Raw genomic sequence first — 14024 nt, 5'->3', positions numbered from 1 at the left:
GGATTTTTCATCGGATATTTTAGTACAAAAGTGATCAAAATGTCAAGCAAGATTACCTAATCAATGATCACTAATTTTTAGGGAAGACGACGGGGATTCATGGTTTCTACCGGGCTAATTTCTGTACTTTGAGAGTGGAGTAAGCGAGTTTGTTCGAGGATAGTTTCTAAGTCTTCATCCGAGAATTCTTGTACATAGTTTAATTTCACTTCTTCTAGGAAGATAATTAATAACATCTCGATTCTTTCTAAACTGTGACGGGATTGTAATTCCCCGGCGAGAGATTGCCCGAAACGCTGGACTAATTGCTGCAATAAACGCTCAAAAACTTCGTCTTCCTGGGTAATATTTTCCGCTATGTTAACAAAAGATTGATACAATTGACTAGATAGACGATTGCTCAAGTCAGTTTTTAATCCTTTCATGCCGGGTAATCGCAATAAGCTTTGATAAGCGGGAGTTTGACTGAGAATTTTCTCGATATTGTATTTAATTAAAGCTTCTGCTTCTGGTTTAACTTGCGGTAAAACCTTGTTAACGGTGCTATTAACTACTAACTGAAAAATTTCAATAACTTCATTAGTATCATTGAGATTATTATATCCGCCATTGAGGGATCGATCGAGAAGTTTCTCCACTTGTCCCTGTCGAATATATTCCTGAATTTTATTAATAATTCTCAGGACAATTATCTCAGTAATATCTTTAGAAATTAGCGCAACTAAGCCTTTAACTGCCTGTTCTTTAATCAACCTTAAGTTAATAATTTTAACTTGATCTAGGCGAATAACGGTAGGAATAAATCGCAACCATCTCCAGATAGGAATAAACAGAAAAATATCGTACCATCGCCATAACATAGCCTCGCGCCAACGCAGACCTTTATGAGTGCGAGCAATCCACCAAGTTCTCAGCATAAATTCCCAGAAAAAGATGGTTCCAAAGAAAAAATCGATCGCCTCAAAGTTATCTATCGGTCTCCCATCTTCTCCTAGGGGACGAAAATAATTAGTTTCTATTAAAGGTTGAATTTCTTGATTAAAAAACTTCAACTCTTTTTCCCAGCCATTTTGACTGAGATAATCCCAAGTCCAAAACTTCTGAAAGGCTGTTTTTGCAGAAACATTTTCTGTTTGAAAAACCCGCAAGCGCATTTTATTTTTAATCTTCTCTAAAGTCCCAGTTTTCTCCGCCGAGGCAAAGGGATTATTATCGATCATATCGACACTTTTTTGGCGCAAATTGTCTAAAATCTTCTCAATCTCTTGGCGATATTCTCCCAGATTAAACTCTGGGTTAAAGAGCTTTTGATTAATTATTTGATTAAGTTTATTAACCGTATCTAAATATTCACTGGTACTGCGATAGGGTTTAATCCCTTTCACCACATCATACTTAGCGATTCCTTTAACAAAGGGAATTTCTAGGGGTTGATCGGGGGGTATTTGTAATTCTTGAAAGGCAATCGGCCCGAGTTTTATTGGTTCATTAAATCTTAATAAAGTTATTTGCAAGCGTCCCTGTAACCAAAAATCTCGCAGGGGAATATAGGTTAAATCGAAAATAACCAGAATATAATTACATAACACCAATAGGGCCATGCAAGTCTCAAAGAGATTGCGCGGGGAAAAACGACGGTTTCTGATCACGGGGGTTTTAGTCAAAGTCATTAGCCTAGAAAGCACACTTTGACCATGGTAAACCGAAAACGCCTAATTTTTTGCCTGAAAGCGATATAAGTAGTTAAAAAAGGAGCGGTTAAACTTAGTTCTGCCTCAGCAATTAATAGATGTGGTCTTCTATTCTGTGATAGCATCCTAGCAGATTCAGTTAAGCAGTTAAGTAGCTGGTTATAATTAAATTGAAGATAGATTTTGCGTCTGATCCCCCCTGCCCCCTTGATAAGGATAGGGCTGATTCATAGTAGGGTTAATTTAAGGTAGGGTTGATTCATGAATCAACCCTACCTTGATGAGGGGGGTGCCGATAGGCGGGGGGAGCTGAGAACTTTTAACACCTACCTACTTACGTCGGTAAGTCGCAGATTAGCATAAAATTACCCTGAATTGATTTTTATCTGTCAATAAGCCTAGGTTAAAATAGAGAGACAAACGTTGAAACAGAGTCTAGTCAATGAAAGTTGAGGCATTAAAAAAACGGCTGGAGAGAAATCGCCCTATGACTACAATCACGATTCCTATTCCCGAAGATGTGATTGAAGATTTAAAGCGGGTTGCACCGTTGCTTGGTTTCTCAGGTTATCAACCTTTGATCCGTGCTTACATTGGACAAGGGCTGCGTGAGGATTTGGAGCGTCTAGAGGGAGATACAATTTCTGCTCTCGTTGCTAGTTTGAAGCGTCATGGCGTAAGTGATGAACTGCTGCAAGAAGCCTTGAGTGAAGTTACTCAGCGTTAGTCTAGGTTTTCAGTTGTACTGCGATCGCTTGTAGAACATAGAGTTTTATTGAAGATATTCTCATCATAACCCCCCGTCAAGCCTTAGATATTCTTCAACAGCTTATCCCTACCTAGGATGAAAATAATTATAAATTTCCTTAGCTAATTGTTCCCCAATTCCTGTCACCTGTTGCAATTGTTCTAGGGAAGCTTCGCGAATATAATCCAGAGAATGAAAATGAGCTAATAAATCTTTTTGTCGCTTAAAACCTAACCCCGGTATCTCATCCAGACGGGAACGGCGACTTTTTTGCATTCTTTGTTGTCGGTGAAAGCTAACAGCAAAGCGGTGCGCTTCATCCCTGACTCGACGCAATAATTGCACTCCGGGTTGTTCCTTATCTGTCTCTAAAGGAGAGGATTCTCCGGGTAAAAAAATCTCCTCTCTCTGTTTAGCTAAACTAACAACTTTTACCTGTTCTAATAAATTCATCTCCCCTAAAACTGCCACCACTGCTGATAATTGTCCTTTTCCCCCATCAATCATGACCAAATCGGGAAAATCATCACTTTCGGCAATATTATCGGGATTTTCGGCATAACGACGGAAACGCCGGCGAATTACTTCTGCTAAACTGGCGAAATCATCGGAATGGCCGATTTTAACCTCGGGATTTTTGATTTTATAGTGACGATAATGTTGATTAGCGGCCACCCCATCGATAAACACCACTCCCGACGCGACTGCATTAGAACCCTGAATATGAGAAATATCATAACCTTCGATGCGGTGGGGTAGTGCTGGTAAATCGAGAATTACCGCTAAATCCTGCAAAGACTGTAAATCTCGTTCGGCGCTTCTTTTCGTCTTTTCTAACTCATAAAGAGCGTTTTTCTCCACCATAGCTAATAAATCCGCTTTACTTTGCCGTTGGGGGACAGTTAACTCGACTTTGCGACCCTTTTTTTCCCTTAACCACCCCGCTAACACCTCACCTTCCGGTAATTCGCAGGGTAACAGGATTTCGCTGGGAATTTCCACCCCTTCCACCGATAAATAATGTTCTTCTAGGACTTTTTGCAGGATTTCTCCCTCGTTTGCTGACTGACTATCGGCAAAAAATCCCAAACGTCCCACCAAACGACCGGAACGCACTTGGAATAATTGTATGCAACAATGCTGCTCGTCTTTAGCTAAAGCGATTGCGTCCCGGGATACGGTATCATCAGGTAAAGAGACTTTTTGATCGGTATTAAGGGCCTGTAATCCGCGAATTTGATCCCTAATCGTGGCCGCTTGTTCAAAATCTAGGTTTTCCGACGCTGCGAGCATCTTTGCTGCTAATTTCTCTAATAATTCTCCCGTCCTTCCCTGAAAAATCATCGCCACTTTCTGCAAGGTTTCCCGATAATCCTGGGGACTAATTAATTTTTGACAAACCCCCGGACAACGACCGATATCATAATTTAAACAGGGACGGTCTTTAAAAAGAGGTTGGGGACGTTGACGCAGGGGAAAAGTGCGTTTAATTAGGTGTAAAGTGTGGCGCAGCAGCCTAGTATCGACGTAGGGACCATAATAACGGTCTTTTTGGTTATTTATCCTACGTTTGCGGGTGATAAAAATGCGCGGGTAGGTTTCCGACCAAGTAATACAAATGTATGGATATTTTTTATCGTCCTTGAGGAGAGTATTAAAATGGGGCTGATGTTGTTTAATTAGATTAGCTTCCAGGGCCAAGGATTCTGCTTCCGTGTCGGTGACGATAAATTCAATTTCCGTCACCTGTCGCACCATCAAAGCAATGCGGGGACTGAGGGGTTGACTGGGACGAAAATAGGAACGGACTCTAGACCGGAGTTTTTTGGATTTACCAATGTAGAGAATTTCGCCATTTTGGTCGCGCAGGAAGTACACTCCCGGTTCGAGGGGAATTTCCCGAAGACGATTTTCTAGGCGATCGAGGTCTTGGATTAGGGTAGAGTTAAGATTATTCCCGAACATCTTTTTATAGTAACCCAGTGTACAACTATATTTTTAGTCTTGATTTACAAGGCTTTCAGAAATCAGCAGAGATTAAAGTATCCTCTGGAACCCTGATTCTGTCATTGTTAGTTGCACATCGCGTAAATTTAATAATGTTTTTGACTATCTAGACCGCCATACTGCCAATAGCGATCATCATCACTTCCTCTGACCCGCCCTAATACCTTTCCTGAGTCGTCATAGCATTTATACCATGTATAACCAAGAAAATTACTATTTTTTTTAACCCTTCTCGTCTCTGGAGCATATTTTCTGATTAGTCGCTGAATATCAGGCTTATAATCTTGAAGAACACGATCTAGCTCTTTGTCGTCGTTTGGTGGCGGTGGTGGCGGTGGCATTGTCCCCAATAGGTGATCAATGGTTTTGACGCAATCAAGAAAAGAGGAAATATTGCGTGCGATACATTCTCCTGTTTGTACAATCACAATGGCGTAGCCGTCACCGTGATTAATAACGCCATAAGGGCCTTTGACAGTTACAAATTCATTTTGGATTGGCTTGATGTCACTCATAGAACTACTTCTTTTTGTAATTACTAAAGTTAATATATAGCGTTTTTCAGTCTGCTGAGGTACAAAAGTTATGGGTTTTAGGCAAGAGGCAAGAGGCAAAAGGCAAAAGGGAAGAAAATAGGTGTACCTCACTAGCTTAGGAAACGCTATATAGCGTTTCCTGTTCGCAAGAGGTACATTATCGATGGTGAAAAGCTTAATTAGCAAAGGTTAAACTGTGCCACACAGGTGTGAGAACCGCTATATTACGCTCTGAGCTTCTTGTCTCTCCTTAGTTGCACATCGCGTTAGTAAACAAAAAAATTACGTCAGTGGGTATTAGCTGACGTTTGGCAAGATATTCGGGGCAAATCTTCACAAAAATTAATAGGCTTCTGATTCGATTTGCTTAATCGGGACGAAACATTCCCCGGGGAGAAGAATCGGTTTATTGTTAAAAATCAATTGGCCGCGATGATTGTCGCGGTTAATAGCGACACCGAAAGGACGTTTACTAACTCTGCTATTGAGGGTACAGTAGATGCGATAAATGCGTCTGGCCGCCCGTAAGACAGTAGGATCTAACAAAATTGGGATTTCCATATCGACACGCTGTTGTTCGGTTTTCTGGGATAGGGCTACCATATCACTCGTCTCCCCACGATTAAATTGACATATTTATTAAATCAATGGTATATGACGATTTCGGAATTTGGCACTTTTGTTAAGATTCTAAAACTTTCAGGATGGCCTGGCCCATCCCTTGGCATCCCACTAAGGTCATACCTTCCGAGAAAATATCTCCAGTACGATAACCAAACTCTAAGACTTTTTCGACGGCTTTTTCCAGCGATGCTGCCGCTAAAGGCTGATTTAGCCCATATTTTAACATCATAGCAGCGCTGAGAATCTGGGCGATCGGATTGGCTTTATCTTGGCCGGCGATATCTGGGGCCGAACCGTGGACAGGTTCAAAAACTCCCACCCCAGCAGTCCCTAAACTAGCGGAGGGTAACATTCCGATACTACCGGTTAACATGGCCGCTTCATCGGAGAGAATATCACCGAATAAATTGCCCGTGACGATAGTATCAAATTGTTTGGGGGCCCGGACTAACTGCATGGCCGCGTTATCGACGTAGAGATGGGAAAGTTCCACATCGGGATAATTAGCGGCGATTTTCGTCACCCGGTCGCGCCAGAGTTGGGAAACATCGAGAACATTAGCTTTATCGACGGAACAGAGTTTCTTGCCGCGTTTTTGGGCAATTTCAAAGGCCACCTTAGCGATGCGGTCCACCTCCGATTCCAAGTAAACCATGGTATTTACACCGCATTTTTCTCCCGTTTCCGTCTCAAAAATCCCCTTCGGTTGACCGAAGTAAACACCCCCGGTCAATTCCCGGACAACCATGATATCCACTCCCTCGATAATCTCCCGTTTGAGACTAGAAGCGTCGATTAATTGCGGAAAAATGGTGGCAGGACGCAAATTAGCAAAAAGACCTAGGCCAGATCTTAAGCCTAATAATCCCGTTTCTGGCCTTTGCTGCCGGGGTAAATTATCCCATTTATAACCCCCAATAGCGGCCAGAAGAACAGCATCACTATTTTTACAGGCGCTCAGGGTTGCTTCGGGGAGGGGACTGCCGGTTTCATCAATGGCTGCCCCTCCAATTAAAGCGGTTTGGAAGTCAAACTGGAGGTCAAATTTTTTACCGATGACTTTCAGTATCTCTACGGTGACAGCGAGGATTTCCGGCCCGATGCCATCGCCGGGTAGTAGGGTAATGCGATACTGTTGCGTCATAGTTCTAGAACGGTAAAATAGGTCAGACCCTTGATTATAACATAGTTAGGTGGGCTTTTTTCTCCTAAAAATGTCAATCTTTGCCAGAAAAACCAGGGAACCGCTGCGGAATTAGCTAAGGAAATTCTCGATCCTCTGGTATTAATTATAAGGGGCAGTTAATCCCCGATAACTACACTAATTCCACATGGGAATCATCCCCAATCATAAAGCGTAAAGCTTTTGGACGTTGGGGGGCAATTTCTAATTTTGCCCGTCGTCCGATAACACTATCAACTATGCGCTGATGAATGCCAATAATCGTGGCATCTTTGAGAATAACACTGTGTTCTATGTCGGCATCGATTAATTTTACTCCATTAGCCACACTACTATAGGGACCGATAAAACAATTCTCAATGTGACAATTTTCTCCAATAATGACAGGGCCGCGAATGGTACTATTAATAATTTTACTACCCTGACCAATTTGTACCCGTCCGATCACCTGACTATTAGCATCAATTTCTCCCTGCAAAGCGATTTCTAGAGAGGTATCGAGGATAATCCGATTTGCCTCTAATAAATCATCTTTTTTACCCGTATCTAACCACCAACCTAGTAGTTTATTGGCTTCTACTGCTTTATTTTGATTGATTAATTCTTGGATAGCGTCGGTAATTTCTAACTCACCCCGGCCCGAAGGTTGAATAGATGCGATCGCTTGGTGAATGGTGGGGGCAAAAAAATAAATCCCCACCAAAGCTAAATTTGAGGGAGGTTCTTTGGGTTTTTCGACTAAGTATAAAACTTTGCCGGTTTCATCTACTTTTGCCACCCCAAAAGCACTAGGATTAGACACTTTTCGCAACAGAATTAAAGCGTCAAGAGACTGTTTTTGGAAAGAGCCTAAAAAGGGCGATAAATCATCCTCGATTAGGTTATCACCCAAGTACATAATAAAGGGGGAATCTCCTAGGAAAGATTGGGCAGTTTTAACCGCGTGAGCTAATCCGGCTGGTTGATCTTGGCGAATATAAGTTATCTTAGCCCCAAACTGTTCACCATTGCCCGTGGTCTGACGAATTTCTTCCCCGGTTTCGGGACTGATAATAATGCCAATATCGGTAATTCCTGCGGCGACAATTGACTCGATTCCATACCATAAAATCGGTTTATTGGCAACGGGAACTAACTGTTTTGCCCCAGTATAGGTTAGGGGACGTAACCTCGTACCTTTACCACCGGATAAAATTAGTGCTTTCATAGTTTTAAAGATTAAATAGTTGGTTGAGCATAGCTTTGAGGGAATCCCGCCAATAGGGAGGAATATAACCCAATTGTTGTGAGATTTTTTGACCAGAAAGAACCGAATAGGCCGGACGCACTGCCGGGGTAGGATATTCAGCAGTAGTAATCGGAATTACTCTCTGAATTTTTAAGGGAATACCGCTTGTTTTTGCCTCCTCAAAAATCGCTTTAGTTAAATCAAACCAACTGGCGACACCGCTATTAGTAAAATTATAGATTCCTGCGGGATTATCGGCATTAATTAAAAGCTGAGTAATTGCCGCGGCGATATCTTTTGCCCAAGTGGGACTTCCCACCTGATCAACAACTACTTTTAACTCCTCTCTTTCCTTGCCTAATCTCACCATGGTTTTGACAAAATTACTTTTGCCATAACTGCCATAAACCCAAGCAGTCCGCAGGATAATTGCCTGAGAATTAACAGTATTAATCTCCTCTTCTCCCCTTAACTTTGATTGTCCATAAACCCCTAAAGGATTAGTTAGATCGGTTTCTAGATAGGGGGTATTTTTTCGACCATCAAAGACATAATCGGTGGAAATATGGAGAAATTTAGCTTTAATTTTCTCGGCAGATTCCGCCATAATTTTCGGGGCTGTAGCATTGATAGAATAGGCTAAATCTGGCTCGGTTTCGGCTTTATCCACTGCGGTGTAAGCGGAGGCATTAACCAGATAATCGGGGTGAATTTCCCTAATTAACTGGCCGATTTTTTCCGAGTTAGTTAAATCTAGTTCTTCTCGACCGATACTAATAACTTCACCTAACTGGGGTAAAGTTACTTGTAACTCTTGTCCCACTTGACCTTTAGCACCAATTAGTAAAACTTTTTTCATTGTCTTTAGGGGAAAACTTCCACGGATTTAAAGGGTTGTCCAGCTTGGTCTTTAGGGGAGAGAATCGGCGGGGTATCTAAGGGCCAGTCAATCCCTAAATCGGCATCATTCCAGGCGATGGTTTTTTCGTATTGGGGATAATAATAATTAGTGGTTTTGTAGAGAAATTCTGCTCGGTCGGAGAGGACTAGAAAGCCATGGGCAAAACCTTCGGGAACCCAGAAAATACGTTTATTTTCCGCACTTAAAATACAGCCTACCCATTGCCCAAAAGTGGGGGAACTTTGACGCGCATCCACTGCCACATCAAAAACACTACCGCTCACTACTCGCACCAGTTTACCCTGGGGATTGGGGATTTGATAGTGCAATCCTCGCAGGACATTTTTTAAGGACATAGAGTGATTATCCTGGACAAAAGTGGTATTAACCCCAGTTTTTTCTCGAAAATCTTTCTGATTAAAACTCTCCAAGAAAAAACCTCGATCGTCTCCGTAAACTTGCGGTTCAATGATTAAAACATCAGGAATTTCCGTCGGAATAACTTTCATAAAATCGGAGACAAGATAACTTTTGCGGGTAGTCTAGCACAAAAGGGTATTTTTTTCTAAAGTTTTTTATTAATCTTTCCCCAGTAACTGAATAATGATAAGATGAGCCTAACTTAGTTAGAGCATAAACGACGTGGTACAAGTCTCTACACACACCGCTACTCAATCTATCCCCGTGGAGGGAGAAGCCTTAAAAAACTGGTTACAGACTAGGGCTAATGAGATTATCGCCGGCGATCGACTCAGTAAGCAAGAGGCCCTAGCTTTAACTGCGATCGAAGGTCAGGAAAATATTTTCAGCTTATGTGAGGCTGCCGATCGCATTCGTCAGGCCTGTTGTGGTAATACGGTGGATTTATGTAGCATTATCAACATAAAATCGGGAAGTTGTTCGGAAAATTGTAGTTTTTGTTCCCAATCCGTCCACCATCCCGGACAAGATTCGCCTATCTACGGTTTAAAAAGTCGCGAGGAAATCGTCAGCCATGCGAAAGCAGCAGCCGACGCGGGGTCCAAACGCTTCTGTTTAGTTAGTCAAGGACGGGGATTAAAGTATAATAGCCCCAAATCCAAGGAATTCGAGGAAATACTGGCCACAGTTCAAGAAATCATTGAAACAGCCAAGATTAAACCCTGCTGCGCCCTGGGAGAGTTAACCCTTGCCCAAGCGCAAGCCTTAAAAGAAGCCGGAGTTACCCGTTATAATCACAATCTAGAGGCTTCCGAGAATTTTTATCCTAACGTGGTCTCCACCCACAGTTGGCAGGATCGGGTAGAAACGGTAAAAAACCTGAAAGCGGCGGGAATTCAGGCTTGTACGGGCGGAATTATCGGTATGGGGGAAAGTTGGACCGATCGTATCGATTTAGCTTTTTCCCTGGCGGAATTAGAAGTGGAATCAGTGCCGATTAACCTATTAAACCCCAGAAGTGGCACCCCTTTAGGTCATTTACCCAAACTAGACCCTTTTACTGCCCTAAAAGCGATCGCTATTTTCCGGTTTATCTTACCTCAACAAATCCTCCGTTATGCCGGGGGACGAGAGGCGGTGATGGGAGAATTGCAAAATCTGGGGCTAAAATCGGGAATTAATGCTATGCTGATTGGGCATTATTTGACCACTCTAGGACAACCCCCCCAACAGGATCAGGCGATGTTGGCTGATCTTAGTTTAATAGGAGGAGAAGCCCCCATCCCCGGTGAATACCAACCCCAACAGGCAACCTAAATCACGTCGAGGACGAGAATCTCCGCCGCGGCGCGCTTCCCTATCGGTTCCCAATGAGCTACTCTGGGCTTTGATTGGTTTGTTGCTGACAATTTTTAGTACATTCGTTCCAGTAAGCCTAGCTAGTTGGTCGGCTGCGGGTCTATCTTCACAAAAACTAGGCATAACTTACCAAATTGGGGCAGTATTGTTAACGGGCTGTCTGGGGGGCAAAAATGCTGGGCTTCTCGCCCAGGTGGCCTATATTTTTCTCGGTTTAACTTGGTTGCCTGTGTTTGCCCAGGGTGGGGGAATGGGTTATCTGAAAGAACCCAGTTTTGGCTATATTTTAGGCTTTATGCCGGGGGCATGGCTGTGTGGTTGGCTGGCTTTTCGCTGGCGCGCCAAGATAGAAACCCTGGCTTTAAGTGCTTTTGCCGGTTTGTTAGTGATTCATCTGTGCGGTTTATTATATATGCTGGGATTGTCGATTTTTCAGCCCCAAGCCAGTCAAATCATCTTTCCCGATAGTTTGCCCACCCTATTTATGAATTATTCAGTCTGGCCATTTTTAGGGCAGTTAGTAGTAATTTGTGTGGTGGTAATTATTGCCTTTTTCTTCCGTAAATTATTATTTTATTGATGCCACAGCCAATGTTAAAAAAGAATCGCTGGTTTTGGATAGTGGCGGTTATCGGTCTAATTTTAGACCAAGTAACTAAGTATATAACCGTGCAGAGTTTTGAGCAAATTGGTGATACTTTCCCGATTATTCCGGGGGTTTTTCATTTCACCTATGTGATTAATACTGGGGCGGCTTTTAGTGCTTTTCGAGGCGGTGTTGGTTGGCTCAAATGGCTATCCTTATTGGTTAGTTTGGGATTAATGGCTTTTGCCTACTTTGGACCGCATTTAAGTCGTTGGGAACAATTAGCCTACGGTTTTATTTTAGCAGGCGCTTTCGGCAATGGGATCGATCGCTTTTTGTTTGGTTATGTGGTGGATTTTCTCGATTTTCGATTGATTAATTTTCCTGTTTTTAATCTGGCCGACGTTTTTATTAATATCGGGATTATTTGCCTCTTAATTTCTACCTTTCCCCACAAGTCAAGGGTCCTGTAGGGGCGAAGCATTCGAGGGATAACCTATCGCTGAAACCGTAGATTTCCTATCCGAATGCTTCGCCCTTACTTGTTCTGTTCAAATGCAAGTGGAGTGACTCTTAAATTATTACAGATATATCAGCAGCCGTCTGTAAGCATCCCACCGAAAAACTAATGCGCTCCGGGGTTTGGGGGCGGCACTTCGACAGGCTCAGTGACCGCGCCACGCCCCCAACGGGTAGGGTTGATTCATGAATCAACCCTACTATGAATCAACCCTACTATGAATCAACCCTACCCCTGCCCCCTGCCTCCTGCCCCCTGCCTCTGTTATACTCGATCGGGTGAGCAATGCCCACCCGAAAAACTATGCTTCTGTTTCAGAAATAGAGCGATCGAATTTACTAACTAACTGAGGATTTTCTGACCAAGCATCGATAATACTCATATTCCCATTGAGAAAATTCTGTTTAATAGCGCGACGTTGAATTTTGCCACTGGCAGTTTTGAGAATTGTTCCCGATTTAGCTAAAACAATGGCATGGGTCATAATTTCGTGTTCTTCGGCGATTTCTTGACGGATATCGGCGATTAATTTGGCCGTATCTAATGCCCCGCTGCGACGTTCTAATTCCTGGACAATAACTAACTGTTCTTCCCCATTATCTTCAATAGAAAAAGCGGCACCATAATCGGGACGAAAAACCTCATTAAGATGCTGTACTGACCATTCTAAATCTTGGGGATAATGATTACTGCCACGGACAATAATTAAATCCTTAATCCGTCCCGTGATATGTAATTCCCCATCGAGAAGAAAACCTAAATCTCCGGTGCGTAAAAACGGCCCTTCTCCCGTATCAGCAAGATAAGCTTGAAAAGTCTCTTTGGTTGCGTCTTCCCGTTGCCAATATCCAGCGGCCATACTGGGGTCACTGGCCCAAATTTCGCCCACTTCATCGGCTGCACAAAGGGTGAAAGTATCGGGATTAACGATAGCTATACGGGTATCACAGACGCGACGACCACAACTGGGGACGTATCTAACTCCCGTGGTTTGATCGGAACCTACAGGGACAATTTTACCGCGTTCGTAGGCGGTGGCATCCAAAGCGGTGATAATTGGGGTGGTTCCCTTGGGTTTATTGGAAATCAAGAGGGTATATTCAGCTAATCCGTAGGCAGGGGCGAAAGTTTGCCAAGAAAAGCCATAATCTGCAAAAGTATCGACAAATTTGGCCATGACCTTCGGGTTAATCGGTTCGGCGGCATTTCCCGCGGCCTGCCAACTGCTCAGGTCTAATTCCGCTAAATCGGCAGCTTTAATCCTGCGAGTACAAAGATCATAGGCGAAGTTGGGGGCCTGACTATGAGTAACTTTGTACTTAGTAATATTTTTTAACCACTGCATCGGACGCTTAATAAAAGCAAAGGGAGACATGAGATAGCAGGGTGTACCGTTGTAGAGGGGGACGGTGATACCCTCGACTAACCCGTAATCGTGAAAATAGGGCATCCAAGTGAGGGTAACGCTATCCGGTTCGTAACCACAAGCTTTTTGCAAGTAACCGCAATGGTGCATCAGGTTAAAATGACTTAGCATCACCCCCTTGGGGATATTAGTCGAACCGGAGGTATATTGCAGATAGGCAAGCGCCGATTTATCCACCTGGGGATCTTGCCATTGGTCCGCTAGGGAAATATCAATACTTTCGGTAGTAATCCATTTCATTTGGTCGAATTCTGGGAATTCTTCCTTCACACCTTCAATAAGAGTCAGAATACTTTCGGTAACTAGGGCAAAGGTGGCATTAGCATCCTTGACAATTGCGCGTAAACGGGGCAGAGTGCGCTTAAGTCGTCCCGATTCCGGTGGGGGGACGGGAATGGCAATCACTCCCCCGTAGAGACAACCACAAAAAGCGGCCACTACTTCTAAACTTTGAGGATAGAGTAATAGGGCGCGTTCCCCTTGGGCCTGGTATTTTTGCAAATAGGCGGCGATTGCTCTTGCTTGGCGATCGAGTTCACTGTAGGTTAAAGGTGGGGTTTCTTTTTTACCATCGATAAGAAAAGTGTAGGCATGGCCGTCTGGTTGTGCCGTGGCGCGGTAACGTAAGAGTTCTACTAGGGTTGCGGGTTGAATTAAGGTTTCAGTCATCGTTGTTATCGGGCTTATTGGGGCTATTGTATAGAAGTTTTAACATATTTGCCGATGGCGCTAGGATAAGGTACGGAAGGCGATCGGTCAAGGTCTAGGATTAAGTAGCTGGTTATAATTAAATTA

General features: G+C 43.3%; 13 protein-coding genes. 4 read left to right on the top strand and 9 right to left on the bottom strand.

Translation table 11 applies throughout. The annotated features are described in order from the left end of the window. Window positions 1-77: 77 nt before the first annotated feature. Window positions 78-1670: a hypothetical protein gene (locus RAM70_RS04585; protein ID WP_287998574.1), complete on the bottom strand. Its 1593-nt coding sequence runs from the start codon at window positions 1668-1670 to the stop codon at window positions 78-80. 463 nt (window positions 1671-2133) lie between these two features. Here RAM70_RS04585 and RAM70_RS04580 point away from each other — a divergent pair, with 463 nt between their 5' ends. Continuing rightward, window positions 2134-2418, top strand: a complete 285-nt coding sequence (locus RAM70_RS04580) for a hypothetical protein (protein ID WP_045361508.1) — start codon at window positions 2134-2136, stop codon at window positions 2416-2418. 108 nt (window positions 2419-2526) lie between these two features. Here the strand turns inward: RAM70_RS04580 and uvrC are convergent, their stop codons facing one another. From uvrC to rfbC, 7 genes are all read right to left on the bottom strand, one after another. Then, entirely contained in the window at window positions 2527-4404 is a 1878-nt protein-coding gene (uvrC, locus tag RAM70_RS04575) for an excinuclease ABC subunit UvrC (protein ID WP_312672480.1), read from the bottom strand. A 128-nt stretch (window positions 4405-4532) separates the two neighbouring features. Further along, complete coding sequence (locus RAM70_RS04570; protein ID WP_312672478.1) at window positions 4533-4961, bottom strand: hypothetical protein; 429 nt, start codon at window positions 4959-4961, stop codon at window positions 4533-4535. Window positions 4962-5324: 363 nt separating this feature from the next. Then, window positions 5325-5585, bottom strand: coding sequence for a hypothetical protein (locus tag RAM70_RS04565; RefSeq protein ID WP_002742418.1), 261 nt, complete (start codon window positions 5583-5585; stop codon window positions 5325-5327). 79 nt (window positions 5586-5664) lie between these two features. Then, window positions 5665-6750 (bottom strand): 3-isopropylmalate dehydrogenase, encoded by a 1086-nt coding sequence (leuB, locus tag RAM70_RS04560; protein ID WP_312672474.1) that lies wholly within the window; start codon window positions 6748-6750, stop codon window positions 5665-5667. A gap of 172 nt (window positions 6751-6922) precedes the next feature. Beyond that, a complete protein-coding gene (locus RAM70_RS04555; RefSeq protein ID WP_312672472.1) occupies window positions 6923-7996 on the bottom strand; it encodes a glucose-1-phosphate thymidylyltransferase in 1074 nt (357 codons plus the stop codon). A gap of 4 nt (window positions 7997-8000) precedes the next feature. Further along, window positions 8001-8876, bottom strand: a complete 876-nt coding sequence (rfbD, locus tag RAM70_RS04550) for a dTDP-4-dehydrorhamnose reductase (protein ID WP_312672471.1) — start codon at window positions 8874-8876, stop codon at window positions 8001-8003. A gap of 5 nt (window positions 8877-8881) precedes the next feature. After that, window positions 8882-9427 carry a dTDP-4-dehydrorhamnose 3,5-epimerase gene (gene rfbC, locus RAM70_RS04545; RefSeq protein WP_045361493.1) on the bottom strand — a complete coding sequence of 182 codons (546 nt, stop codon included), beginning with the start codon at window positions 9425-9427 and terminating at the stop codon, window positions 8882-8884. A gap of 133 nt (window positions 9428-9560) precedes the next feature. Here rfbC and bioB point away from each other — a divergent pair, with 133 nt between their 5' ends. Genes bioB through lspA form a run of 3 tightly spaced genes read left to right on the top strand, consistent with a single transcriptional unit; the run spans window position 9561 to window position 11756 of the window. Continuing rightward, complete coding sequence (bioB, locus tag RAM70_RS04540) at window positions 9561-10655, top strand: biotin synthase BioB (RefSeq protein WP_045361491.1); 1095 nt, start codon at window positions 9561-9563, stop codon at window positions 10653-10655. Next, the gene (locus RAM70_RS04535) at window positions 10627-11277 is read left to right on the top strand and encodes a biotin transporter BioY (RefSeq protein WP_045361489.1); all 651 of its coding nucleotides are present in this window, start codon (window positions 10627-10629) and stop codon (window positions 11275-11277) included. Before bioB ends, RAM70_RS04535 begins: the two co-directional genes overlap by 29 nt. 11 nt (window positions 11278-11288) lie before the next feature. After that, window positions 11289-11756 carry a signal peptidase II gene (gene lspA / locus RAM70_RS04530; RefSeq protein WP_045361486.1) on the top strand — a complete coding sequence of 156 codons (468 nt, stop codon included), beginning with the start codon at window positions 11289-11291 and terminating at the stop codon, window positions 11754-11756. Between the two features lie 348 nt (window positions 11757-12104). On the opposite strand, the gene RAM70_RS04525 is transcribed toward lspA, so the two are convergent. Continuing rightward, complete coding sequence (locus RAM70_RS04525) at window positions 12105-13898, bottom strand: fatty acyl-AMP ligase (protein ID WP_312672469.1); 1794 nt, start codon at window positions 13896-13898, stop codon at window positions 12105-12107. Window positions 13899-14024: the final 126 nt, after the last annotated feature.

The organism is Microcystis wesenbergii NRERC-220, assembly GCF_032027425.1.
In the GTDB taxonomy this organism is placed as follows: Bacteria; Cyanobacteriota; Cyanobacteriia; order Cyanobacteriales; family Microcystaceae; genus Microcystis; species Microcystis wesenbergii_A.
This window is presented reverse-complemented; position numbering and strand designations above follow the sequence as displayed.